The sequence below is a fragment of the Cupriavidus sp. HE11 genome (assembly GCF_056097175.1).
The window spans coordinates 318,355-342,495 of the sequence record NZ_CP184466.1 but is presented as its reverse complement, the minus strand read 5'-3'; the positions used below and the strand labels follow the sequence as shown (position 1 = coordinate 342,495).

Below are 24,141 nucleotides of genomic sequence, written 5' to 3'. Positions count from 1 at the left end.
AAAAACTTGACCACTACACAGTCTCGAGCATCGCCCACTCCCGATAATTGGCGCCAACGCTCCGGCAGTCACGGCGCACGATAACGAGAGGAGACGCATGACATCGATGGCCCCCACTTTGACGACCACCGGCAACGCCGACGATCTGCTGTTCCGCAAGATCAGTTGGCGACTCTTGCCTGTGCTGTGCCTCTGTTACGTCTTCAACTACCTGGACCGTACCAACGTTGGCTATGCGCAATTGCAGATGAAGGAGCATCTCGCGTTCAGCGATGCCGTCTTCGGTCTCGGTGCCAGCATTTTTTTTGTGGGCTATGCACTCTTTGAAGTACCGAGCAACATGCTGCTGGCGCGCATCGGCGTGCGCGCCACGCTGTTGCGCATCATGGGTCTATGGGGCGTGGCCTCGGCCGCGATGATGTTTGTCGCCACGCCCACCCAGTTCTACATCCTGCGGTTCCTGGTGGGCGTTTTCGAAGCCGGCTTCGCGCCGGGCGTGCTGTACTACCTGACGCTGTGGTTTCCGCGCCGCCGGCTCGCCCAGGCCACCGCACTGTTTTTCATGGCCTTTAGCCTGGCACCGATTGTGGCAGGCCCAACGGCCGGTGCCATCATGACATGGCTCGATGGCGCGCACGGCATGCGCGGCTGGCAATGGCTGTTCGTGCTCGAAGGCATTCCATGCGTGCTGCTGGGCAGCGTGGCCTTTGCCACGCTGCCAGATCGACCCGCGCTGGCGGCATGGCTGGACGATGCCGAGCGTGACAGGATCGCCCACCTGCTCCGTGCCGACGCCCCTGCGGCACCCCATCACGGTGGCGGCGTGCGCGCGGCAATGCGAGATGCCCGCGTCTGGGTGCTTGGCTTCGTATCGTTCCTGGTGATCCTCGGCATTTACGCGCTCGCGTTCTGGAAACCGACGCTGCTCAAGGGCATGGGCCTGTCCATCATGCAGGTGGGCTTGCTGGCAACGATCCCCGCTACCTGTGGCGTGGTCGCCTCCGTACTGATCGGCCGTCACTCGGACAGGACCGGCGAGCGTCGTTGGCACTTCGCCGGGCCCGCGCTGCTCGCCGCGACCGGGCTGATGTTGACAACGCTGTTCCCAAAGGATCCCCTGCCCGCCATCCTGTGCCTGACCCTGGTCAGCATTGGCACGTCGAGCGCCTTCACCGTACTGTGGTCGATGCCCGGCGGCATCCTGACCGGCCAGAGTGCGGCGGCCGGGATCGCCATCATCAGCACCATAGGCGGCAGTGCGGGCATGGTAGCGCCCGCGGCGGTCGGCGCGATCAAGGCGGCAACCGGCAGCTTCACGCTCAGCCTCTACCTGCTGAGCCTGGCGCTGGTACTGGCGGCGGTCATTCTGGTCACGTGGTTCCGGCCAAGCAATACGGGTGCGGTCGTCGAGGGCTCCATCGAGTTACGCTGAGCGCCCCCCGTACGATGGCGCGTTCAGGCCTTGGCGGCGGGAGGCGGCGCACAGGACTCGCGCATGACGACCTGTGTGGTCAGCCGTACTTCCTGCCCCCCCTGCTCCTTCGCCTGTGCGCGGTCCGCGGCGCCGCCAATCGCCCGCAGTAGAATTTCAGCGACCGCCGTACCCACGGCCTCGAGGTCCCAACTGATCGCGGTGATCGCGGGCGAATACAGTTGGGGCAGATCCCCGTCGCCGACGCAGATCAGGCTAACATCGTGTGGAACCCGATGGCCGGTTTGCCGCGTCGCCTGCAGTACGCCGGACAGGATGCGCGTGCCCAGGCAAATGAATGCCGTCGGTCGGGACTTTGCGGAAAGCAGGGCCAACGCATCGCTGAATGACAAATCCATGGCCGAGCGGCTTGCCCGGACGAGCGTTTCGTCCACCGTCAGGCCGCGCTCGGACATCGCCGCGCGATATCCATCGATACGCTCGCGGCCGGGTCGCAACGCACCGTCGGATGTCATCAGCGCGATGCGCGTATGACCCAGGTCGAGCAGATACCGGCAGGCTTCGTAAGCGCCGCGAAAATGGTCGACGTGAACGCCCGATCCCCACTCGCCGAAGTCACGGTCCATGGCAACCACTGCCAGATCCCGCGAGATCTGTTCAAGGTAGTCGGCGCGCTCGACCTCACAGGGCCCGAGAATCAGTCCATCGACGCGCCGCCGGCGGAACAGGTCCACCATCAACTCTTCCTGCGCCTTGCTGTTGTGGGTGTTTCCGACCACCATGGCATAGCCTTCGCGCTGCAGACGGATCTCCACCGCCGTGATGATGCGGGCGTATAGCGGGTTGGCCAGATCGGAAACCAGCAGTCCCACCACGCCAGAGGTACCCGTGCGCATGCTCTGCGCGATCGGATCGGGCGCATACGCTAGCGCCTTCGCTGCGCGTTCGACGGCCTGGAGAGCCGCTTCGCTGACAGGACCGCTACGATTTAATGCCCGCGAGGCCGTGCCCAACGACACGCCGGCCGCGCGCGCCACGTCACGGATCGTGACGCGGGCGGGCGTATCGGGACTAGGGGGACGCGTTCGGCTGCTCATTCTTGATCCTGAGGCTTGCTGGCGGATTGCGGATGGCGGCAGTGCCGCCGGTTTCGCCCGCGATTATCGCCGAAATCGGCCCCGCTCCTTGCCGCACCACCTAGTACATCGCACGGCCGCCACTGATGTCGAAAACCGCCCCGGTGCTGAAGCTGCAGCGCGAGGAGCACAGCCAAGCCGCCATCTCGGCGACCTCCTCGACGCGGACGAAGCGTTTCATCGGCACACGCTCCAAGAGTCGTGCCTGCAATTGCGCACGCTGACTATCGTCGTAGACGCCGAAGATGTCGGTATCTGCCGCACTGGGCGTGATGCAATTGACCAGCACACCGGATTCGGCCAACTCCTTGCCTAGGCTCTTGGTCATCGATATCAGCGCGGCCTTCGACGCAGCGTAGGCGCCGGCGAAGGGGTTACCCTCCTTCCCGGCAATCGACGCTACATTGACCACGCGGCCATAACCATGGCTCACCATGATCGGCACCACAGCCTGCGCGCACTGCAACGCGCCAAAGACATTCACGTCGAAGACACGTTTCCACTCCTCCAACGAGGCCTCAATCGTAGGACCGCTGCGCCCCAGTATTGCAGCATTGTTGACCAGCGCCGTCGGCGCTCCCAGCGCCTCCATTGCCTGTGCCAGCGCGCGGCCGACCTGAGCGCTATCCGTAATGTCGACCGCGACAGACATCGCGTTGGCGCCACTTGCACGCAGCAATTGCACGGCCTCGTCGAGTTGCCCGGCATCGCGATCCCACAATGCTACGGAAAAACCCTCCGCGGCCAGACGGGAGCCAATCGCCAATCCAATGCCGCGCGCGGCGCCCGTCACCACCGCGACGCGGCGCTGCGGTTCCTTGCTTTCGTCTACGGTCATTGCGGCACTCCAATCCGGCGGATCGGATCCGCACCGTCCCAGCCTTTGGCGGCGGCGGCAATCGACGCGAAATATTCGCCCTTGCCACCCGCCATTTCCGAGATCTCCACGATGTTGCCCGGCAAGTCCGTATGCACGTAGTAGGCAAATCGACCGCGCAAGCCCATGCGGCCGCCGTGTCCCTCCACATAGCCGCGCGCACGCAAGGCTTGCGCGTACTCGTCGAACCGATCGTCCGTCCAGTAGGCGATATGCTGCATACCTTCTCCCGCCTGCTTCAGGGAATCCAGATACAGCGACGGCGCATCGTTGCGTTGCTGGATCAGCTCGATCTGGACACCCCCTGAATTGGCAAGGGCGATAGAAAGGTCGGGCAGCGCCGATGTCTTGCCGTAGTAACGGAACTCCGTGGTACCAACGGCCTCCTTGTAGAACCAGGGGCCGACGCCCAGCACGTCGCTCCAGTGCCGCATGGCCTTCTCGATGTCGCGCACGACATAGCCAATCTGGCAGACGCCACCAAACAGCAAACTCATTGCCTCTCTCCGTTCATATTGGAAACGTTTCCACTTCCGGAGTTTAGCCCGTATCGAGTTTAGACAAAGCATAGCGTTAACCATGATTGTCGTGGCCCGTCTCGTCTACCAAATTCTGCTGGAAACGTTTCCACTTTGACTGGAACGCCATTGACGACGTCTGCATTGCAGAACGGACGGATACCCCACGGAGACAGACATGAATAGATTTCTCGCCGGCGCCCTGCTCGCTCTTGCCACCACCGCCACCACCGCCCAGGCCAGCGATGTCGCCACTTATCCCGATCGCCCTGTACGCATGCTGCTGCCCTTCTCCGCCGGTGGCGGTGGCGACATTCTCGGGCGCCTGCTCGCCGAGCGCTTCGCGGCGCAACTCAAGCAGCCGGTAGTGGTCGAGAACAAGCCCGGCGCGGCTGGCACCATCGGCACTCACGCCGTGGCCACGGCAGCGCCGGATGGCTACACAATCATGATCGGCGGCATGTCGACCCACCAGCTTGCACCGGCCACGTACACGAAGTTGCCCTACGACCCCCTGCGCGATTTCCAGAGCCTCGGAGCAATCGGCAACTCGTCAATTGTGATGATCGCTGCCAATCAGTACCCGGCTAACAACCTCAAGGAAGTGATTGCGCTGTCGAGAAAGGACAAGACGCCGATCCAGTACGCAAGCTGGGGGGCGGGCTCAACCGGTCACTTCTGCGGCGAGATATTGAGCCAGAAAGCGGGCATCCCAATGCAGCATGTGCCATACAAGGGCACGTCCCAGATTGTGACCGATATCCTCGGCAACCATATTTCGGTCGGCTTCGTCGACATGGTCACCGCCACACCTTTCGTGAAGGAAGGCAAGGTCAAAGCGCTCGCAGTGTGCACGCGACGTTCGCCCAGCTTGCCAAACGTCGCAAGCTACAAGGAGCAGGGTGTGGACTTTGACCGTGAGCTGACATGGGCCATGTATGTACCTGCCAAAACGCCCAAGCCCATCGTGGACAAACTGTCCCGCGTTCTGGAAACGACGCTGAAGGAACCCGAAGTCTTAAACAAGCTTGCGTCGCTGGGTATCACGGCCAAGTACGTGCCAGGACCGGAGCAACAGGCCAACAACGCGCGTGATATTCCCATGTGGAAGGCCATCGCCACCCAAGCCAACATCAAGCTGGACTAAGCGACAGGCCTTGCCCACAGCGCCCGATCAACATTCGAATTTTTATTGTCCCTCAGAGGAGATTTTTTATGTCTACTACCCTCGACGCCGCACGCATCAAGACTGTACGTGACCACATGGCCCTGGAATGTGTCCATGACTGGGACGCCGTGATCGATACATTTGCTCACCCTCGCTACGAAATGCATGGCAGCGGCGTTGTCTTTGACGGCGAAACGGAGGTACGCGGCTACTTTGATTCGTCGCGGATTCCCTTTCCCGATCTCAAGAACGAAATCATCGCCATTGCGGCTGCCGACGACACGGTGCTCGTAGAGTTCTGGTTGCAGGGCACACACCTCGGGCCACTGCAAGCCAACGGCAAGACCTTCGCGCCAACGGGACGGACCTTCCGCGTGCGCATAGCGGCCACGTTCGAGTTCGCGCCGGGCTCGGACAAGATCGTCTGCGAGCGCCCGTACTCGGCGCCCGACGCCAAGCTGCGCGCGCTCGGCCTGCTCTGAGGGCCGAGGGCATGGACAATCCAGCTCTTTCAACTGCTAACGGACATGCCCGGCTGGCCGGTAAGGTCGCGATCGTCGTCGGTGCTGGTTCCAGTGGCGCGGATGTCAGCAATGGTTCCGCTGCCGCCATTGTCTATGCGCGGGAAGGTGCGCGCGTGCTCTGCGTAGACCGCGACACAAAAGCCGCACAACGCGTTGCCGAGCAAATCTGCGAAGCCGGCGGCGATGCACTGCCCTTTGAGGCCGACGTGAGCAGCAAGGCCCAGCTTTCGGCCATGGCCAGCTATTGCGCATCCGAGTACGGACGCATCGATATCCTGCATAACAATGTGGGAATCGAGATCGTGGCCGAGCTCGAGGAGATCCGTGAGGAAGATTGGGACCGCGTCTTCGAGATCAATCTCAAAGGCGTCATGCTGGCCTGCCAGCAGATCATCCCTCGCATGGTCCAACAAGGGGGCGGTTCGATCGTGAACATTTCATCGATCGCCAGCCGCAAATGGAGCCCGATGCCGTTTCTCGCTTACAACGCGTCGAAGGCAGCGCTCAACCATATGACGCGGGTCCTCGCGCGCCGATACGCCGCTGATCACGTTCGCGCAAACGTCGTGATCCCCGGATTGATCGACACACCACACGCCGCACACCTGACCAAGGGTGACGCTGCTGCAGTACAGGCTGCACGCGACGCGCGAAACCAGCGCTGCCCGATGGGCCGCCAAGGCACCCCTTGGGACATCGCCTATGCGTCGCTGTTCCTCGCAAGCGACGAGGCCCGCTACATCACCGGCACGGAGATCGCAGTCGATGGCGGTCTGTACCTCTGAGCCATCGCGGACTTCCGCACACCTTCAACATACCAGCGGCGAGACATATCGGCAGCAGCGCGATTCGACTCGTCGCCTCAGGAGATTTACATCATGGCATTGCCCAAGGTCTTTACCCATCAGGATCGATTGCTGACCGTCAACATTCACGATGCTGTGGAGTTCCCAGGATCGGAATCCGGCTCCACCATCACTCCCCTCTTCCTCGATCGCGAGAACGGTGTCTGGGTCCTGTACGGAAAATTCGAGCCAGGCACGACACTGCCGCCCCACTTCCACACTGGAACCGTCCACTTCTTCACCACAAAGGGCGAATGGAACTATGTCGAGTACCCGGAGGACAGGCAAACAGCCGGTAGTTACCTGTACGAGCCGGGCGGCTCCATTCACACTTTCTCGGTGCCGGCCGACGCCAAAGAGCCCGCAGAGGGATTCATGGTGGTCTATGGCGCCAACGTGATTTTCAAGGACGGCGAATACCAGGCGGTGCGTGACGCCGGCGCCATCGAGGACGGCATCCTCAATGCCGCCAAGGCCATGGGCCTGCCAACGCCACGCTATATCCGGCCAAACGGCGGCGCCACGTTCTCCCGCGACTGAATGTTCACGCCCCTTGGCGGTACAGGCGTGCCTCAAAGGGGCGCGCCTTAAAAAATACAAGACTGGATGGAGACAGCATCCCATGGATCAGAAAAGGCGCCTTTTGATGCAGGCATCTGCTGCGACGGTTCTGACGAGCCTCCACACGCCTGCCAATGCCAAAAGCGACTGGCGAGCGCATCGTCGTCGATAGCCGCCCAGGCGCGTCCGGGGTCATCGGGTCCTATCTGCTCTCCAACGCCACACCAGACGGGCAGACGCTGCTGACAGCCAGCAGCGATACCCACACAATCTATCCGCATTTCTTCAACAATCCGAAGTTCAGGCCGGAGAAACACGTGCCGATCGCGACGCTGGCCTTCGTACCATTCGCTCTTGCCGTGAATCGGAACCTGCCGGTGAACAACTTGCACGAGTTCATCGAGCTGTGCAAGAAGAGGACAGTAAGCTATTCGACTTGGGGTATCGGTACCACTGGCCATGCCGCAATGCTGGCGTTCATGCGTTCCGCGGGCATTCCAGACATGTTGCACGTTGAACACAATGGGATGGTGGAAGACGTCGCCGGTCATGACGGCTTCGTTGCCACCACCCTTAATATGCACCGATATATGACCCGGCGTATGTCCACTCGCGTCCTCGATCCAGATGCCGTGAGATAGGCTTGCCAGCCGTCGGCGATGGGAAATGCGTCGACAGAAGCGTGACAGGCGCGTCGACGCACCGTGCCATCAGGCGTTCCCGTGTGAGCAATGCCAGGTCCGGACGCCAATCACCTGTGTTTTTCAATGACGGTTCGGGCTTCTGTCACGCCACGACGGCTTCCGTTTTCAATTCTTCGAACCTAAGCCGCATTCAGCGTGTATCAAAGGCAGCATCCGGTACCAGACCCGCCATCCGAATGTGAAAATTCAAAGACCGCTTAGGGTCCGATAGCTGCCTCTGGCGCCCGCAGGCGCCGGCGGTTAAACGACTGAGGCTGAGTACGCGCCAGACGCTGTGCAGGTATCAAGGCAAAGACGCTTCTCGCCTCCAGCAATCCCGCAAGGAATGAACTATTGCAGTTTGAATGCGATCGGTTGTTGTCCAACAGCCCTCATGGCTTTTCCGTTTTCGACGAAGGGGCGGCAGCGTATGGTGCGAACAGCCTGTTCTGCGGCATCGTCCAGAGCTTGGTCGCCCGAGGAGCGCGCAACCAAGGTGAGATAAGTCAGCCCAGTTTCGTTGAGCCACAAACGCACAACGACGGTCCCTTCATGGCCTGCGCGGCGCGCCGCAGTCGGGTAACTCACCTGCGGCACTGTGCAAGGGTTCTCGCTCGGCTTCATTACAACGGTTTCGGATTTTTCCACCGTCTTCGGTGCAGCGTCGTATCGCGCCCGGCAGGCGGTGATTGCCTCGGCAGACGCCGATTTCAGCGCGTTCGCAGCCCTGGCAACAAAATCGGGGTCTACCAGCTTCTTCCCGGCAAGTGAATTGAAGAACTGCCTTAAAACTCCGTTCTGGCTTTCCGGGAGGGTACCGCGAGGCACCCGATACGTGGCCCGTTCTGTATAGCCGATCCCGGTGGGGCTCCTGAGGAATTCACCGACCTCTCGCAACTCTTCCTCGCTCAGTTCTGAGCGCAGCATCGGCACAAGCCGAGCTCCCATGCCCTGAGCCGTCCATTCGGTCACGCAATCGATCGCCCACCGCGTTTCAGGGTTGCGCCAGTACTCGCGGGCGAGATCCGAGCGCAGACGTTCGGCGAGAAACGTCGCGCCGATATTGGCAACTGTCGAATTCTGAACGGGAGCGGGAGGCTTGATCGCACACGCAACAAGTGTGAAGGCCACAAGGACGGCTCCCGCCAGGCGGGACAGTGGAAATGCAAACATTGTTGTTCTTCTTTTCGATTGATGAACGCGTTGCGAGCGACCTGCCCGTTCACCTTGCTGCCCCGCGAAGTTTGGCGCTTGACGCGCTCTAGATCACGCCAATGGCATACCGGTCCATTTTCGCGCGCGAAGGGTCAATTATAAATCGACCTCCTTGCGGCAAATCGACCCTCTCTGGTGCCTTTTTCCCAGAGACTGCCAGGCCCTTCATTGCCTGCGTCGCCATGGAAAACGGTATCGACCGCGACCGCCCTCAAAATCTGCGCTGCAACGCACCAATGCGTCTCGGGTAATGTTCCCATTGTCTGCAAGATGCCTTTGCATTAGGCTCTAGCGTCGCCAGGTTGACCCGCTTTTTTCGTGGAGGAGCCCAGGATGCGCGCAGTGCAAAGCCCATTGCAGTCTCCAGTGTCCCTGACCGCGGCGAGCTTCGCCGAATGGGGCGAAGCGATCAGCACCAATTTCCTGCCCCTGGATTGTTCTCGCCCGGCGGGCGGCCATTTTTACGGCCGCGCGAACCTGGCCCATTTCGCGGAAAGCGTGGTGGGTGACATCGAGGTGGGCGCCCATCGCGTTACCCGTCGGCGCGGACATGCCGAGGCGTCTGACGCCGGATACTTCAAGATATTCTGGCAATTGAGCGGCCGCAGCGTGATTGCCCAGCGCGGCCGCGAGGCGGCGTTGCTCGCCGGAAACTGGTCCGTTTACGACACCACACAGCCCTACAGCGTTGACATGGACGAAGGCTGCCGCGCGCTGGTACTACTCGTGCCGCAAACACGTGGTTTTGGCTGGCAGGCCGCAACGCGTGAACTATGCGGCAGCGCCCTCCCCGGCATTGGTACCGCACGAATCGCCGCCTCTGCACTCAGCGGCTTGCTGCACGATGCCGTCGCCGGACATCAACTTGACCACCGTGCCCAGGCCGTATTGGAAGATTCGATGGTGGCGCTGGTGGAGTCGGCACTGCATGGGGCCATGGAGCCGGACGGGGCTGCCGCGCATCAGCGTGTAGGCAAAAGCCGCGTGCGGTCCATGGTCGAATATATCGATGCGCAATTGCACGATCCCGAACTGTCCGCACTGCGTCTTGCCGCAGTCTTCCACGTGTCGCGCCGCACGCTCTACAACGTATTCCGGGATTTCGGGCAGACACCACACGCCTATATTCAGTCACGTCGACTGGACCGCGCGGCGCAACGCCTATCCGACCCGGGCGAGGCAAGCGGCAGCATTACGCAAATCGCCTTCGGTCTGGGCTTTGCCGATGCGGCCCATTTCAGTCGCGTGTTTCATGAACGGTTTGGCGTAACCCCGTCGCAATGGCGCCTGCGCAAGAGCGCCGGAAATACTGCACTGCAGCATCCTTAGCCACGCGCACGTGCACTGCGCGACAAGCAGTATGCACGCACAGACAAGATGCATGACCGGGCCGTTGCTAACTTCTGTCGATCCTCACGACGACAGGAGACAAGCATGAACGCACCGCACGAGGCGCGCGCCGAAATCCGCAGCGCGATGCTGATCGATGGTCAATGGCGGCAAGCCGCCTCAGGCGAGACATTCGCGGTATTCGATCCTGCCACCGGCCAGGAGATCGCCCATGTACCGACCGGCGCCGCCGCCGACGTCGATGCCGCCGTCGCAAGTGCCCGCCAGGCGTTTTGCAGCGCTGCCTGGCGCGACATGATCCCGGCGCAACGCGAACGACTGCTGCTCAAACTGGCCGACCTGATCGAACAGCACGCTGACGAACTGGCTCGGCTGGAGACGCTGAACAACGGCAAGCTGCTGGCTTTCGCGCATGGCCTCGACGTGGGCGGCAGCGCCCAATGGTTGCGATACATGGCCGGCTGGGCCACCAAGATCGACGGCCAGACATTCCAGATTTCCATGCCCTTCCCGCCTGGCACCCGCTACAACGCTTCCACGCGGCGCGCGCCCGTCGGGGTGGTCGCCGCGATCGTGCCGTGGAACTTCCCGCTGCTGATGGCCGTCTGGAAGATCGCCCCTGCCCTCGCTTGCGGCTGCACGGTGGTGCTCAAGCCCGCCGAGGAGACGCCGCTGACCGCTATCCGGCTTGGTGAACTGGCGCTGGAAGCGGGCTTCCCGCCTGGTGTCCTCAATATCCTGACCGGCGACGGTGTTGCCGGGGCGGCACTGGTCGCCCATCCGGACGTGAACAAGGTGACCTTCACCGGATCCACCGAGGTTGGACGCCTGATCGGCGCGCGCTGCGGTCAGGATATCCGACGCGTCTCGCTTGAGTTGGGCGGCAAGAGCCCGGTCATCGTCCTCGACGATTGCGACCCCGCCACGGCCATCCAGGGTGCGTCGGCGGCGATCTTCTTCAACCAGGGGCAAGTCTGCACGGCCGGCTCGCGGCTGTATGTGTCGCGCCGCCACTACGACCACGTCGTGGAAGGCATGGCGAAGGTGGCCGACGCCATGGTGCTGGGCTCTGGCCTCGACCCGGCCAGTCAGATGGGACCGCTTGTCTCCGCACGCCATCGCGACAAGGTGGTGGGCATGATTGCCACCAGCCGGCAGGAAGGGGCAGAAATCGTGGCGGGCGGCGCCGGTGTCGAGCGCGATGGCTACTTCGTGCGACCCACTGTCGTCGCCAATAGTGCAAGCCGTGACCTTGAAATCGTGCGTGAGGAGGTCTTCGGCCCCGTGGTCGTGGCCATGCCGTTTGACGATCTCGATGCCGTGCTGGCGGCGGCCAACCGCTCCGAATACGGACTGGGCGCCAGCGTCTGGAGCAACAACCTTGGCGCCGTGCAGCGGCTGGTCGATGGGATCGAGGCTGGCACGGTCTGGGTGAATTGCCACAACGTGGTCGACCCGAACATGCCGTTTGGTGGCTACAAGGCGTCAGGTGTCGGCCGCGAACACGGCCGCTCGGCCATCGAGGCCTATACGGAACTGAAGTCGGTTTGCATGGCGTACTGAGAGCATGGCAGCACGCGGGGGGCGGCGGCTGGGCCAGCCTCCCGCGAAACAACAAGAAACGCAGCACAAGAAGAACCTTGAGGAGAGAGACAAGATGACGCAACGCGCGAAGCGGCCCCGTTTGCATTTCTGCGCCATTATGCTAACGGCGAGCATGCTGGCCACATCTGTGGCTTACGCCACCCCTGCCCCACCCACACCAAATGCACCAAATGCACCAACGGCGCGCTCAGCTCGCAGCGCAACCGCTACGCCGGTGGCGCGGATCCGCACGGCAACCGCCAAGGTCGACGGCAACTTCATCCAGGCCAATGCCAGCAAGACCCCCGACTGGCCCAGCTACGGCCTGGATTATGCGGAAACACGGTTCAGTCGCCTGAGTCAGATCGATCGCCAGAACGTCAAGGATCTGGGCCTCGTCTGGTCGTATGACCTCGAGTCGACGCGCGGCGTGGAATCGACGCCGCTGGTCGTCGACGGTGTGATGTACGTGACGGCATCCTGGAGCGTGGTCCACGCGGTAGACGTGCGTACCGGCAAGAGGTTGTGGTCATTCGACCCCAAGGTGAACCGCGCGCTGGGCTATCGCGGATGCTGCGATGTGGTCAACCGCGGCGTCGCGCTCTATCAGGGCAAGGTCTTCGTGGCCGCCTACGACGGCCGGTTGATTGCACTGGATGCCGCCACCGGGCGCAAGCTCTGGGAGAAGGACACCATCATTGACCGCAAGTTCTCGTACACCATCACCGGGGCACCACGTGTGTTCAAGGGCAAGGTCATCATTGGCAATGGCGGCGCCGAGTATGGCGTGCGTGGTTACGTCACGGCCTACGATGCCAACACGGGGCAACAGAAATGGCGCTGGTTCACCGTGCCGGGCGATCCCTCGAAACCGTTCGAGGACGAATCGATGGAACGGGCCGCAAAGACCTGGGACCCGGCAGGCAAATGGTGGCAGGCCGGTGGTGGTGGCACGGCCTGGGATTCCATGACCTTCGACCCGGAACTGAACCTCATGTATATCGGCACGGGCAACGGCTCGCCCTGGTCGCGCAGCAAGCGTAGTCCGGCCGGTGGCGACAACCTGTACCTGGCGTCGATCGTGGCGCTCGATCCGGACACTGGTAAATATCAATGGCACTATCAGGAAACGCCGGGCGACAACTGGGACTACACCTCGACGCAACCCATGATCCTGGCGGACCTGACCATCGATGGCCAGCCGCGCAAGGTCATCCTCCACGCACCGAAGAACGGCTTCTTCTTCGTGATTGACCGCACCAACGGCCAGTTTATCTCCGCCAGGAACTTTGTCGATGTGAACTGGGCCAGCGGTTACGACAAGAACGGACGGCCGATAGAGATCGCCGAGTCCCGCTCGACCGACAAGCCCTACGACGCCATTCCGGGGCCATACGGGGCCCACAACTGGCACCCCATGTCGTTCAACCCGGTGACAGGCCTGGTCTACCTGCCGGCCCAGCATGTGCCGATCAACCTGATGGACGACAAGGCGTGGACCTTCAATGGCGCACAACCGATGCAGCCGGGCGGCAACACGGGCTGGAACACGGCCAAGTTCCTCAACGCCGAGCCGCCCAGGAGCAAGCCGTTTGGCCGGCTGCTGGCATGGGATCCGGTCCAGCAAAAGGTGGTCTGGTCGCAGGAGCAGGTGTCTCCGTGGAATGGCGGGACGTTGACCACGGCGGGCAATCTGGTCTTTCAGGGATCGGCCGATGGGCGTTTTGCGGCCTACGACGCGAAGACCGGCGACAAACTCTGGGAGACCCCGACCGGTACTGGCGTGATCGCGGCGCCGGTCAGCTACGAGGTGGACGGCAAGCAATACATCTCGATTGCCGTAGGCTGGGGCGGCGTGTATGGGCTGGCCCAGCGCGCCACCGATCGCCAGGGCCCTGGCACTGTCTACACGTTCGCGCTTGGCGCCAAGGCGAAGCTGCCTGACTTCGTCCAATACCGTAGCGACGGTCTCCTGCAAGGGGTGAAGTACGACCCGGCCAAGGTCAACGACGGGGCTGGACTCTATGTCAGCAGCTGCGTCATGTGCCACGGCGTGCCAGGCGTGGACCGCGGCGGCAACATCCCGAACCTTGGTTTCGTCAGTGCGGGCATGATCGAAAACCTCGACAAGATCGTTTTCAAGGGGCCATTCATGGCGCGCGGCATGCCGGATTTCACCGGCAAGCTGACCCCCGAGGACGTCGAGAAAATCAAGGCGTTTATCCAGGAAACGGCTGATTCGGTCAGGCCAAAGGCACAGGCCGGGCTCAAGTAAGGCGGGCCGAAAGCGAGGGGGGCGGTTGCGCTGCCGTACGTACCTGGCGCGACTGTCCGCTCGTCCGCTCGCTAGATCAGCTCTCGATAAAGTACCGATAGCGCCTCGCTGCCAGAGGCACCGTCACGCCACATGCGCGCCGCAAAGGCGTCTTCGAACTCCTCGCTACCTTCCTCGAACATTTCGTAGACGCTGTCGTGCGACAGGTCACCCTCGAGGACCTTCAGAGCCGCATCGATGGCCTGGCGAGCCCTCTGCGGCAGCAATGGCTGGAGTTCTTTCAAGGCTGCGATTTCTGCGGCAACCTGTTCGTCTGTTTTCCTGGCCATGTCGATTCTCCCTTGGGTCGCCCCGGTTTCGGCCGGTCATCATCACGGCTTGAGCCGGCCCCGTGCTGACAGCCTACCATTTCCAAGGCATCCGATTCACGGCAAGTTTCTGCGCCTGGCGCAACAAATTTGCCATGCACACATAGTCGCCTCAACTGTTCGCTGATACACTCCGCCTCCGTCGAAAACCAATCTACGGAGTTTTACCAGCATGGCCATCAAGAAAGTCGCAGCAACCGCAGCCAAACGTGCACCGAAGAAAGTCGCCGCAGCACCCGCCAAGAAGGCAAGCGCCTTTGATCGCGAAGTGAAGGCTGCCCAGAAGCAACTCGACAAGCTTCGCGCCGATCTGGCAAAACAGGTTGCTGCCGGCAAGAAGGCCATCGTGAAGGCGGCGGCTGATCTGAAGAAGCTGAAGGAATCGGCACGCGCTGCGCATGCTGCAGAAAAGCTCGCAGCCAAGGAAAAGATTGCAGCGGCCAAGGAAAAGGCAGCAGCAGCCAAGGCAAAAGCGAAGGCAAAGCCGGCGGTGAAGGCCGCGGCCTCGAAGAAAGCGAGCAAGCCGCAAGCCGCTGCCAAGCCGACGAAGGCCGTAAAGGTCGCGAAGCCGGCCAAGGTTGTGAAGGCCGCCCCGAAGGCAGCACCGAAAGCCGCTCCGAAGGCAGCCCCGAAGGCAGCTCCGAAGGCTGCAGCTCCCAAGGTTGCAAAGGCCGCCGCGAAGCCGACAGCAAAGGCCCGCCGCGCAAAGGCAGCGAGCGTGAAGCCCGCCGCCACGGTGCAGGCACCGGCAGTTGAAACCGTGGTCGCATCGGCTTAAACGCTGCTCACGGTCCAGAATAAGGGCGGCATCTGCCGCCCTTATTTTTTGTTTGCGCCAGTCCGTAACCTCCGGCGCACCGCTGGCCGCTACCGACACGTTTCACTCCATCGCAACCCGTTCCTGCAGGCGGGTTTTACCGGGAACCGCACGTCGGCGATTGATATGCCTGGCGGTTAATCGCATTTTTCATGCTCGATAGATGCCCGACGCCGTCCAGGAAAGTGAACGTTCGACATGGGCAATGACGCTGGACGCGGCGGTCTCTGTCAGCGCCGGCCGAGCACACCCAGGAGTTCGTCGAACACCAGTCGCACACGCGGTGCGACCGGGCCTCGTTGCGGGCGGTACACGTAGAGGTCCCACGGGTCTGGTGCAAATGTCTCAAGCACGGGTACGAGGCTGCCTGCTGCGATGTGCTCGTCAGCGAGAAAGCCTGCAATCTGACCAAAGGCGAGTCCCGTCAGCACGGCATCGCGCTCAGCCTCCGAATCGTTACTGGAAAAGGTTGGCGCCGACGGCGTGTATTGGCCCTGCGTGAACCACCATGGCCATGGCCGGCCCGTGGTCGCGTCGTTCATGACCGTCGTGGGGAGCGCCTCCAGATCCTGAATCTGCTTCGGCTGTCCGACGCGGGCGATCAGCGCCGGCGTACCGACGACATGGAACGCGTAGGTCGCCACTTTGCGTGCAATGAACCGACTGTCGCGAATGGCGCCGAAGCGAACACCGATATCGATCCGTTCGTCCACCACATCGGCGGGCGTATCGCTCAGGCTCAAGTCGATGCGTAGCCCCGGATGTGCGATTGCCAGCTCGGCAAGCAACGGCAGAATCCCAACCCGGCCGAGCGCCTTGGGCGCGGTGAGACGAACGATGCCCCGAAACTCTTCGCTCGGCAGACCTTCGCGCGGCGCAAACAGGGCGTCGATCTGCGAGAGGCGCTCGCGCGCGCGTTCGGCCAACTCCTCGCCAAACCCCGTGATGCGCACCTGGCGCGTGTTTCGATGAAACAGCAAGTCTCCCTGGATGCGTTCGAGTTCCTGCACGGCCCGTGTCACCGCCTGCGGCGAAACGCCCTGGCGGACCGCCGCTTCCTTGAAGCTGCCGGTATCGGCCGCGGCGAGGAAGATGCGCAACATTTCCAGGCGGTTGAGCATGACAATGATTCCTAAATATGGAATTGTGAAATCTTAACATTTCCATTTTCTGAAATTCTCTGACCTCCCATACTTGCCCCATCGCATCAGTTTTCATCACAAAGGAGATGGTCATGAGCGCAAATATCGAAGGCAAGGTCGTTGTCATCACCGGCGCGAGCAGCGGTCTGGGAGAAACCACCGCCCGCCATCTGGCTGCCCGCGGGGCCGCAGTAGTACTGGCAGCTCGCCGTGTGGAGCGACTGAACACGATCGCCGCAGAGATTCGTGCCGCCGGGGGCAAGGCCGAGGTGGTTCAGACCGATGTCACACGCCAGGACGACGTCCGCGCATTGATCGAAACCACCGTGCGCACGTTCGGGAAAGTGGACGTCCTGGTGAACAATGCCGGACTGATGTCCATCGCCCCCATGAGCGAGACGAAGGTCGACGAGTGGGACCGGATGATCGATATCAACATCAAAGGCGTGCTGTACGGAATCGCCGCGGCCCTTCCGGTCTTCCAGCAACAGGGCAGCGGGCACTTCATCAACATTGCTTCGGTGGCCGGCATCAAGGTGTTCAGCCCAGACGGCACGGTCTATAGCGGCACAAAGTTCGCCGTACGTGCGATCTCCGAGGGGCTGCGCCACGAAGTCGGCGGCGCGATCCGCACGACGACCATCGAGCCGGGCGCGGTGGATTCCGAACTGAAGCTGGGCAGCAGCCATGAAGCCAGCGCGGCGTTCGTCAAGGACTTCTACAAGATCGCGATCCCGTCCGACGCCGTGGCGCGCGCCATTGCCTATGCCATCGAGCAGCCGGCGGACGTCGACATCAACGAAATCGTGCTCCGCCCGACGCAACAGGAATTCTGACCCGCGGCAGGCCGTGCGCACGTACGACGCGATCCGGATCCCGCACAATTCCGCATCGCGTCGTTGTTCCTCTGGCCACAAGCGCCCATGCCAGTCCAGACTCGCCGGCGCCCTCGCCATGCGGAATGCCGAGCGGTACCCCATCTGTTGAACGTGCGGCCGACATGGCGGTCGCCTAAAGTGGGGAGCAGGTGTGAACAAAAATGGAGCGCACAGCATGGCGACCCTGACGCTGTCCAGCGGCACGACGATCGATGAGATTGCAAGCCGGATCTATCGCATCGCGACTCCCGTTGCGCTCCCCGATGGTGGGGGGTTCTCCTTCAACCAGTACTTGATCGACGATGACGAGCCGCTGCTGTTCCATACCGGCTTGCGCCAGCTATTTCCCGTCGTCCGGGAGGCCATCGAGCGGGTCATGCCCATCGATCGTCTGCGCTACATTGGTTTCTCGCACTTCGAAGCCGACGAATGCGGTGCGCTTAATCTATTGCTCGCCGCGGCACCACGCGCAGAGCCATTGTGCGGCCAGGTCGCGGCCATGGTGTCGGTGAATGACTTTGCCGACCGCGCGCCGCGTGCGCTGGAGGACGGCGCTACCGTCTCGCTCGGCCACCACAGCGTACGCTGGCTCGACACGCCGCATCTGCCCCACGCGTGGGAATGTGGCTTCCTCATGGAAACCACCTCGGCCACCTTGCTGTGTGGCGATTTATTCACCCAACCCGGATCGCATCATCCCGCTCTGACCGCGCACGATATCCTCGCACCCAGCGAGGCTTTTCGTCGCGAGATGGATTATTTTTCGCACACCAGGCATGCCCGGATGATGCTTGAGCGCCTTGCGGCGCTGGCACCTACAACGCTGGCCTGCATGCATGGCAGTGCGTGGCAGGGCGACGGCGCAGCCTTGTTGCGCGCCCTGGCTGACAGCGTCGAACGCGGCTAGACGCACCACGCTGCGCGTGCGCCCGACGCCATTGGGTTGGCGACGTCGTAGCACGACATCCTGCGCAACAAGACCTACCATGGAGTGCATACGTTGCGACGCGAGCGGAGGCAATACCATGCATACGCGATCTCTTTGCACGATGACCCGGATAGGCGCGCTGATCTGTTCCGCTGGCGCCATGTGCGGATATGCCAATGCCCAGTCCATGCCCGGAGACGGTTCCCCACCTGTCACGCATGCCGCACTTATGCAGGAACTGCAGGCACTGAAATCCGTCGGGTTCGATGTCAATGACGAGAACTACCCCAACTCGCTGCAGCAATCCTTGATCAAGCTTGCTGCAAAACAGCAGGCTGGCGCCGGCATGGCCGCTCCCGGGCTGCCGTCAGCAGCGCCCGCGCCGACCGCGCCATCCACACATTGATTGGCGCCTCCGCCCACCACCCTCCCCAGGCGATGGGCTTGTACCACCCGCGTGAGCCGGATCACGAGTTGATGCATACTCTTGCCCGTCCGACCATGTGGGGGTCACGCCATGTCAAACGTAGGGCGGCTCGTCCGCAGCGCCACGCTCAACGGCTACGTCGAGCTGGTGGAGTCGCTCGGCCGTGATCCAGCGGCCCTGCTGCGCGGGGCCGGCCTCTCGGCACGGCTGCTGAAGGATCCCGAGACCCTGATACCGAGTAGCGCCCTGCGCGAATTGCTGGAAGCCACCGTGATCGCGACCGGCATGGAGGACTTTGCGTTGCAGATGGCTGCACGCCGCACGTTCTCCAACCTGGGGCCGATCAGCCTCGTGTTGAAGGAGGCGCCCTCCCCGCGCCAGGGGCTCGACACGCTCTGCCGGTATCTGAAGCTGCTGAGCACGTCGCTTGTCACGCATGTGGAGGACGTGGGCCAGACGGTGATCATTCGCGAGGATTTGCTGCCAAGTCCCGGTTATGCGACACGCCAGGCCATGGAATTGGCCGTTGGCATGATGTTTCGCATCCTGCGCGAACTGATCGGCCCGCAGTGGCGCCCGTTGCAGGTTTGCTTTACCCATCGCGCCCCGGCCAGCCTGACCGCACACCAGGCGTTCTTTGGCCGCAAGCCGATGTTCAATCAGCCGTTCAATGGCCTGGTGTGCGCAACCGCCGACCTGCAGAAACCCCGCACCCCAGACCATTCGGGTGCCACGCAACTCGCGCGCGATTATCTGGAAGCCGCACTACGGAACCGCAGTGGCGGCACGCGCGAATCCTGCCGGGAACTGATCATGGCGCTGCTCCCGGGCGGGCGTTGCACCGCGCAACAGGTTGCGCGCCACCTGCGCGTAGATCGCCGCACGCTGCATCGGTATCTGGGTGCCGATGGACAAACGTTTTCGGAGCTGCTCGATGAAGTGCGTTCGGAACTCGTGATGCGCCATCTGGCCGAGAGCGACCAGCCGATTGGCGAAATCGCCAGCCTGCTGGGCTTCTCGAACCAGAGTAGCTTCAGCCATTGGTTCCGCGCCGAATTTGGCTGCAGCGTTACGCAATGGCGCCGGCAGGGGCAAGCGCAGGCGCCGACCGGCCCAGCCGGCCACACCGGCCCTCGCCGCCGCTCCGCTCCCGCCATCAGTCGGCCGTAAGGACAATCTTTCCCATATGCTGGCTGCGCGCCAGATACGCGTACGCATCCGCGATGGCATCCAGCCGGAACGTCCTGTCGATAGGCAACCGGAGGCGGCCCGCGCGGAAGTGCGACATCAGATCCCGCGCGCACGCCTGAATGCAGGCGAGGCGTTCGGACTCCGTACGTGTACGAAACGTGGCCCCTATCAGCTTGAGTCGATTCAGCCAAAGCAGGTTGATATCGGTGCGCCCGAACTGGCCGCCGCCCAGCCGCGCAAGGTTGACCAGCCGCCCTTTCACCGCGAGGCAGCTGACGTTCTCTTCGAACACCGTGCCGCCGATGGTGTCGATGATGACATCCACGCCGCGCCCGTCCGTGGCCGCCATGATGGACTCGCGCTGGACGTCGCGCGAAGCGTCGATGCCCACGTCGGCGCCAAACGCGGCCAAGCGTTCGAGCTTCTGCGCCGAGCGCGACGAAACGATCACGCGCCCGGCGCCCAACGCCTTGGCTGTCATCGTCGCCGCCATGCCCACGCCGCCCGACGCACCATTGATGAACACTGTTTCGCCCGGTTTCAGCTCACCGTTGCTTACCAGCGCATCGTGGGCGGTAATGAACACGTTGGGGAACGCCGCCGCATCGACCCATGACACATCGTCCGGCACTGGCATGAGCGCGAGCGAGGATGCCACGACGTACTGGGCATGGCAGCCACGGCCATGCCCCATCACGCGGTCCCCTGCCCGCCAGCCGTCAACCTGATCGCCAACCTCCACCACTTCACCGGCAAATTCGACGCCCGCCGTCATCGGGTCGCCCGTCCGGTGTTCGCGCAGGTACTTGATCTCCCCAAGATTGATGCCCGACGCGCGAACGCGAATCAACACTTCATGAGGGCCCGGGACGGGCATGGCGATGTCCTGGATGGCCAGCCGGCCACCATCGGCGCCCGCAAATACACGTGCTGCTTTCATTCGTTGTCCTCCTGCTCCACCATCATTGCGCCGTGAAATGCATGGCGCGCAACAGCTTGCTCTGGCGCTCATGGGATGCCCGGACATCCGCGGCGAGCTCGTCGGGGGTCGCGGCGGTGCCAACCTCCATGCCAAGATCCTGGATCTGGCGTCGCAGCTCCGGCGACTGCAGCGCGCTGAGCGTCGCATCACGCATCCTGGCAATCACCGCGGGTGGCACGCCCGGTGCGGACCATAGCCCCATCCATCCCACCTCATTAAGTTCGGGATAGCCGAGTTCGGAGAAGGTCGGCACATTGGGGAGCGCCGAGATACGGTTTGGAAAGGCGACCGCGTAGGCACGCAGCTTTCCCGCCTTGATGAACGGCAACGAGGTTGCCGGACCGTCGAACATCAGCGGAACCTGCCCTCCCATGACGTCCTGCAGCGCTGGGGGCGATCCCTTGTAGCTCACGGCGCCAGTATCCAGACCCGCCAGCTGGTTGAACTGGACGCCAATCGTCTGGCCACGCAGGCCGATGCCAAAGTTCGCGTAGTCCAGCTTTCCCGGGTTGGCCTTGATATGCCTGACCAGCTCGGCCAGGTTCCGGGCAGGCAGCGCAGGATTGCCGACCAGTATCAGCCCCTGCCGCGTGAGCTGCGCGATGGGCACGATATCCCGGAACGGGTCGTAGGACACCTTGATGGCCAGTGGGACTTCCGAGGCAATGCCCTTCTGGATAAGCAGGAAGGTGTAGCCATCGCGCGGCGCCGACAGCATGGTCTGGACCGCGATGGTGCCGGCGGCCCCCGACTTGTAGTCGACGATCACCGGTTGCCCGAGGGGGCGCTGCAATGCGTGGGCAAGCAGGCGGGCGATGATGTCTGCGGTTCCTCCGGGTGGCGCGCCCACCAGAATCCGCACCGGCTTCGTTGGCCAGTCGGCGGCATGGGCAGCGCTAGCGGCAAACAGCGCCGCGCCGAGCACGGCCGCCCGCCCGAGCGCGCGGCGTGCATGGATGATCCAGTGTTGCATGACGGTCTCCTTGTCATCGGCTGCATGTTGTCACTGCGTCTTGTGCAGGAAGCCCTGGTTGCCCCCGTTGCGGTTCGGGGCGAAGCCATTGGCCCGCAAGGATTCCTCGACGGAGTCATGGAACACGCCAATCTGGCAGATCTCGCGCGCCTGCCTGGCCGTCGCGATCTCCCGGCCCATCTCGCGCGCAATACGCACCAATTGCTCGATCTGGCTGACAGTGCCTTGCCTGGCGGTGCGCGTCGGGTTCCAGAGAACGTCCTCGGTGCCACACCGCACGTGCAGCCCCATCGCAATCCCCATCACATTGACCGGCAGCACGTTTCGCACGTTGCTCTCGACCGTGACCACCGCGCCATCCGGCACGGCGCGCATGAAGTTGGCAAGGCTGTAGATGCTAGGCGTATCCATCCCCCCACCGATGGCAACCCAGTTCAGGACCAGCGGACCCTTGTAGAAGCCCCGGCGCATCAATCGCTCGACCGATTCGAAGCTGTTGATGTTGTAGCACTGGAACTGGCTCTGAATCCCGGCGGCGGTCAGGCGCCGCACGTGTTCCTCCACCCACCCGGGATTGGCGGGCACGGTCATGTTCTTGTAGGCATTGAACAGCGCCATGTCCTCGCGCGAGGTGCCCCGGAAGTCGGCATCCTCGGCGTGGTCGGTGACGTTCATCTGCGCAGTGTTGACGGTCACCGTCACTTGATCCGGCCTGGGGTCCAGGTCGGCGAGCATGTGGCGGGTATCGTCCGACAGCCATTTGGCGGCCTGCCCTTCGTCTTCTGGGGCGAACGAGATCGAACCACCCACCTGGATGATCATCTCTGGCACCGCCTCGCGTACGCCGGCAATCAGTTCGTTGAATTTGGACAACCGCTTGCTGCCCTTGCCGTCGAGCTCTCGCACATGCAAGTGCAGCACCGTCGCGCCGGCTTGATAGCAATCGACGGCTTTCTGGATCTGTTCGTCCATCGTCAGCGGGATGTCCTCGGGAAAGTCGGAGGGCACCCAGCCAGGGGCGTAAGGCGCGGCAGTGATGATCAGGGGCGGCTGGTTTTCGGGAAAGAGGTGACCGTCGAGAAAATGCATGTCGATGCTCCAGGTAGTCCAGGTAATCCAGGCAATCCGGGTAAAAGAGTCAGCGCTCGGTCGGATCAGTAGGGGATGTCGCCTACGATGCCGGCGCGTTCCATCTTGCGCGGTGCGGGCCAGTAGTCGTTCAGGGCATAGTGCTGCGTGCAGCGGTTGTCCCATACGGCGACATCGCCCTGCTGCCAGGACCAGCGCACCTGATACTCGGGAATGGTGGCGCGGCTGATCAGGTAGTTGAGCAGCAAGGAAGCGCCCGGCGCCTTGTCGATGCCATGACGCACGTTGGCCGGTGTGCTGTAGTTGGTGAAATGCGTGCTGAAGCCCGCCCCGACAAACAGGATCTTCTCGCCGGTCTCGGGATGGGTGCGCACCACCGGGTGCTCGACCGAAGGATGCTCCAGTGCCAGTTTCGCCCGCGCCTCGGCGGTCATGACCGCGCCAAAGCTGTGCTCGATGCTCGCCCTGGCACGCAGGCCAATGATCTTCTGCCGGATGTCCTCGGACAGTTCCTCGTAGGCCTTGACCATGTTCACCCAGATGGTGTCGCCGCCAATCTCGGGGCATTCGATGCAGCGCAGTACCGCACCCATGGCCGGATTGGGGCGCCACAGGCCATCGCAGTGATAATTGTTCTCGTAGCTGTGCGGGTTGTCGCTCCGGTAGATGCGCACAAGGCCCGGATGCTCGGGGTCGCTCCCCGCTACCGGGTGGTCTTCCAGCTTGCCAAAGCGTCCGGCAAACGCCACGTGCTCGGCGCGCGTGATGTCCTGGCGGCGAAAGAAGAGCACCTTGTGCGCGAGGAGCGCCGCCTTGATCGCCGCGAACAGCGACGGATCGCGTGACGCCTCGCCCAGATGGACCCCAGAAATCTCCGCCCCGATGGTCGGGGTGATTTGCCTGATTTTCATTGTCATGTCTCCTGCACAGTCCGGTGAATCCGCGGGTTGGTTCATCGTGTTCTGTGCATCCAGTATCTGCAGCGTCCGGCCGACCGGCTTGCTTATCTGGGACATTCATTTGCTAATTTGGGACATCGGCCGTCTGCGGGCCACCGGCCCCGGAAGACCGCGGCGCCGAGTCCGGTCACCGCCTGGCATGGGGCGCCCCCGCCCCGGCACCGCCGGGGGCGTCGGCTCAGTCCGCCACCATGGACGCATGAAAAAGATCGGCATGGC

24 protein-coding genes are annotated in these 24,141 nt (G+C 62.7%); 14 read left to right on the top strand and 10 right to left on the bottom strand.

Going from position 1 to position 24,141, the window contains the following annotated elements:
- Positions 1 to 97 precede the first annotated feature (97 nt).
- The gene (locus ACOABP_RS29485) at positions 98 to 1,432 is read left to right on the top strand and encodes an MFS transporter (RefSeq protein WP_474231340.1); all 1,335 of its coding nucleotides are present in this window, start codon (positions 98 to 100) and stop codon (positions 1,430 to 1,432) included.
- Between the two features lie 23 nt (positions 1,433 to 1,455).
- Here the strand turns inward: ACOABP_RS29485 and ACOABP_RS29480 are convergent, their stop codons facing one another.
- The 3 genes from ACOABP_RS29480 to ACOABP_RS29470 all read right to left on the bottom strand — a co-directional run bounded on the left by ACOABP_RS29480 (position 1,456) and on the right by ACOABP_RS29470 (position 3,942).
- Complete coding sequence (locus tag ACOABP_RS29480; RefSeq protein WP_474231339.1) at positions 1,456 to 2,529, bottom strand: LacI family DNA-binding transcriptional regulator; 1,074 nt, start codon at positions 2,527 to 2,529, stop codon at positions 1,456 to 1,458.
- Between the two features lie 100 nt (positions 2,530 to 2,629).
- Positions 2,630 to 3,406 (bottom strand): SDR family NAD(P)-dependent oxidoreductase, encoded by a 777-nt coding sequence (locus ACOABP_RS29475; protein ID WP_474231338.1) that lies wholly within the window; start codon positions 3,404 to 3,406, stop codon positions 2,630 to 2,632.
- Positions 3,403 to 3,942, bottom strand: a complete 540-nt coding sequence (locus tag ACOABP_RS29470; protein WP_474231337.1) for a VOC family protein — start codon at positions 3,940 to 3,942, stop codon at positions 3,403 to 3,405. The genes ACOABP_RS29475 and ACOABP_RS29470 overlap by 4 nt, the downstream gene beginning before the upstream one ends.
- A 199-nt stretch (positions 3,943 to 4,141) precedes the next feature.
- Between ACOABP_RS29470 and ACOABP_RS29465 the strand changes: the two genes are divergently transcribed.
- The 5 genes from ACOABP_RS29465 (at position 4,142) to ACOABP_RS29445 (ending at position 7,702) form a co-directional block, all read left to right on the top strand.
- On the top strand, positions 4,142 to 5,110 hold the full coding sequence (locus tag ACOABP_RS29465) for a Bug family tripartite tricarboxylate transporter substrate binding protein (RefSeq protein WP_474231335.1): 969 nt from the start codon (positions 4,142 to 4,144) through the stop codon (positions 5,108 to 5,110).
- 68 nt (positions 5,111 to 5,178) lie between these two features.
- Positions 5,179 to 5,613, top strand: a complete 435-nt coding sequence (locus ACOABP_RS29460; protein WP_474231334.1) for an ester cyclase — start codon at positions 5,179 to 5,181, stop codon at positions 5,611 to 5,613.
- A gap of 11 nt (positions 5,614 to 5,624) precedes the next feature.
- Positions 5,625 to 6,440 (top strand): SDR family NAD(P)-dependent oxidoreductase, encoded by an 816-nt coding sequence (locus ACOABP_RS29455; protein WP_474231333.1) that lies wholly within the window; start codon positions 5,625 to 5,627, stop codon positions 6,438 to 6,440.
- A gap of 93 nt (positions 6,441 to 6,533) precedes the next feature.
- Positions 6,534 to 7,040, top strand: coding sequence for a 2,4'-dihydroxyacetophenone dioxygenase family protein (locus ACOABP_RS29450; protein ID WP_474231331.1), 507 nt, complete (start codon positions 6,534 to 6,536; stop codon positions 7,038 to 7,040).
- A gap of 155 nt (positions 7,041 to 7,195) precedes the next feature.
- Positions 7,196 to 7,702: a Bug family tripartite tricarboxylate transporter substrate binding protein gene (locus ACOABP_RS29445; RefSeq protein ID WP_474231330.1), complete on the top strand. Its 507-nt coding sequence runs from the start codon at positions 7,196 to 7,198 to the stop codon at positions 7,700 to 7,702.
- Positions 7,703 to 8,095: 393 nt separating this feature from the next.
- Here ACOABP_RS29445 and ACOABP_RS29440 read toward each other — a convergent pair whose 3' ends face one another.
- On the bottom strand, positions 8,096 to 8,917 hold the full coding sequence (locus tag ACOABP_RS29440; RefSeq protein WP_474231328.1) for an energy transducer TonB: 822 nt from the start codon (positions 8,915 to 8,917) through the stop codon (positions 8,096 to 8,098).
- A gap of 375 nt (positions 8,918 to 9,292) precedes the next feature.
- Here ACOABP_RS29440 and ACOABP_RS29435 point away from each other — a divergent pair, with 375 nt between their 5' ends.
- From ACOABP_RS29435 to ACOABP_RS29425, 3 genes are all read left to right on the top strand, one after another.
- Positions 9,293 to 10,288, top strand: coding sequence for a helix-turn-helix domain-containing protein (locus ACOABP_RS29435; RefSeq protein WP_474231327.1), 996 nt, complete (start codon positions 9,293 to 9,295; stop codon positions 10,286 to 10,288).
- A 105-nt stretch (positions 10,289 to 10,393) separates the two neighbouring features.
- Positions 10,394 to 11,872 (top strand): phenylacetaldehyde dehydrogenase StyD, encoded by a 1,479-nt coding sequence (gene styD, locus ACOABP_RS29430; protein ID WP_474231326.1) that lies wholly within the window; start codon positions 10,394 to 10,396, stop codon positions 11,870 to 11,872.
- A gap of 154 nt (positions 11,873 to 12,026) precedes the next feature.
- Complete coding sequence (locus tag ACOABP_RS29425; RefSeq protein WP_474231324.1) at positions 12,027 to 14,168, top strand: PQQ-dependent dehydrogenase, methanol/ethanol family; 2,142 nt, start codon at positions 12,027 to 12,029, stop codon at positions 14,166 to 14,168.
- 71 nt (positions 14,169 to 14,239) lie between these two features.
- Here ACOABP_RS29425 and ACOABP_RS29420 read toward each other — a convergent pair whose 3' ends face one another.
- Positions 14,240 to 14,497, bottom strand: coding sequence for a hypothetical protein (locus tag ACOABP_RS29420; RefSeq protein ID WP_474231323.1), 258 nt, complete (start codon positions 14,495 to 14,497; stop codon positions 14,240 to 14,242).
- Between the two features lie 211 nt (positions 14,498 to 14,708).
- Here ACOABP_RS29420 and ACOABP_RS29415 point away from each other — a divergent pair, with 211 nt between their 5' ends.
- Positions 14,709 to 15,314 carry a fumarate hydratase gene (locus tag ACOABP_RS29415; RefSeq protein ID WP_474231321.1) on the top strand — a complete coding sequence of 202 codons (606 nt, stop codon included), beginning with the start codon at positions 14,709 to 14,711 and terminating at the stop codon, positions 15,312 to 15,314.
- Between the two features lie 269 nt (positions 15,315 to 15,583).
- Here ACOABP_RS29415 and ACOABP_RS29410 read toward each other — a convergent pair whose 3' ends face one another.
- A complete protein-coding gene (locus ACOABP_RS29410) occupies positions 15,584 to 16,474 on the bottom strand; it encodes a LysR family transcriptional regulator (protein ID WP_474231319.1) in 891 nt (296 codons plus the stop codon).
- Positions 16,475 to 16,587: 113 nt separating this feature from the next.
- On the opposite strand from ACOABP_RS29410, the gene ACOABP_RS29405 reads away from it, so the two are divergent.
- The 4 genes from ACOABP_RS29405 to ACOABP_RS29390 all read left to right on the top strand — a co-directional run bounded on the left by ACOABP_RS29405 (position 16,588) and on the right by ACOABP_RS29390 (position 19,898).
- On the top strand, positions 16,588 to 17,331 hold the full coding sequence (locus ACOABP_RS29405; RefSeq protein ID WP_474231317.1) for an SDR family oxidoreductase: 744 nt from the start codon (positions 16,588 to 16,590) through the stop codon (positions 17,329 to 17,331).
- A gap of 217 nt (positions 17,332 to 17,548) precedes the next feature.
- A complete protein-coding gene (locus tag ACOABP_RS29400; protein WP_474231316.1) occupies positions 17,549 to 18,280 on the top strand; it encodes an oxygen-binding di-iron domain-containing protein in 732 nt (243 codons plus the stop codon).
- Between the two features lie 118 nt (positions 18,281 to 18,398).
- Positions 18,399 to 18,707, top strand: coding sequence for a DUF4148 domain-containing protein (locus tag ACOABP_RS29395; RefSeq protein WP_474231315.1), 309 nt, complete (start codon positions 18,399 to 18,401; stop codon positions 18,705 to 18,707).
- A 111-nt stretch (positions 18,708 to 18,818) separates the two neighbouring features.
- The gene (locus ACOABP_RS29390; protein WP_474231314.1) at positions 18,819 to 19,898 is read left to right on the top strand and encodes an AraC family transcriptional regulator; all 1,080 of its coding nucleotides are present in this window, start codon (positions 18,819 to 18,821) and stop codon (positions 19,896 to 19,898) included.
- Here ACOABP_RS29390 and ACOABP_RS29385 read toward each other — a convergent pair.
- The 4 genes from ACOABP_RS29385 to ACOABP_RS29370 form a co-directional block, all read right to left on the bottom strand.
- Complete coding sequence (locus ACOABP_RS29385) at positions 19,885 to 20,859, bottom strand: quinone oxidoreductase family protein (RefSeq protein ID WP_474231313.1); 975 nt, start codon at positions 20,857 to 20,859, stop codon at positions 19,885 to 19,887. The genes ACOABP_RS29390 and ACOABP_RS29385 overlap by 14 nt on opposite strands.
- 22 nt (positions 20,860 to 20,881) lie before the next feature.
- Positions 20,882 to 21,874 (bottom strand): tripartite tricarboxylate transporter substrate binding protein, encoded by a 993-nt coding sequence (locus ACOABP_RS29380; protein ID WP_474231312.1) that lies wholly within the window; start codon positions 21,872 to 21,874, stop codon positions 20,882 to 20,884.
- 30 nt (positions 21,875 to 21,904) lie between these two features.
- Entirely contained in the window at positions 21,905 to 22,963 is a 1,059-nt protein-coding gene (locus ACOABP_RS29375; RefSeq protein ID WP_474231311.1) for a beta-keto acid cleavage family enzyme, read from the bottom strand.
- Positions 22,964 to 23,028: 65 nt separating this feature from the next.
- A complete protein-coding gene (locus ACOABP_RS29370) occupies positions 23,029 to 23,874 on the bottom strand; it encodes a TauD/TfdA dioxygenase family protein (RefSeq protein ID WP_474231309.1) in 846 nt (281 codons plus the stop codon).
- Between the last annotated feature and the right edge of the window lie 267 nt (positions 23,875 to 24,141).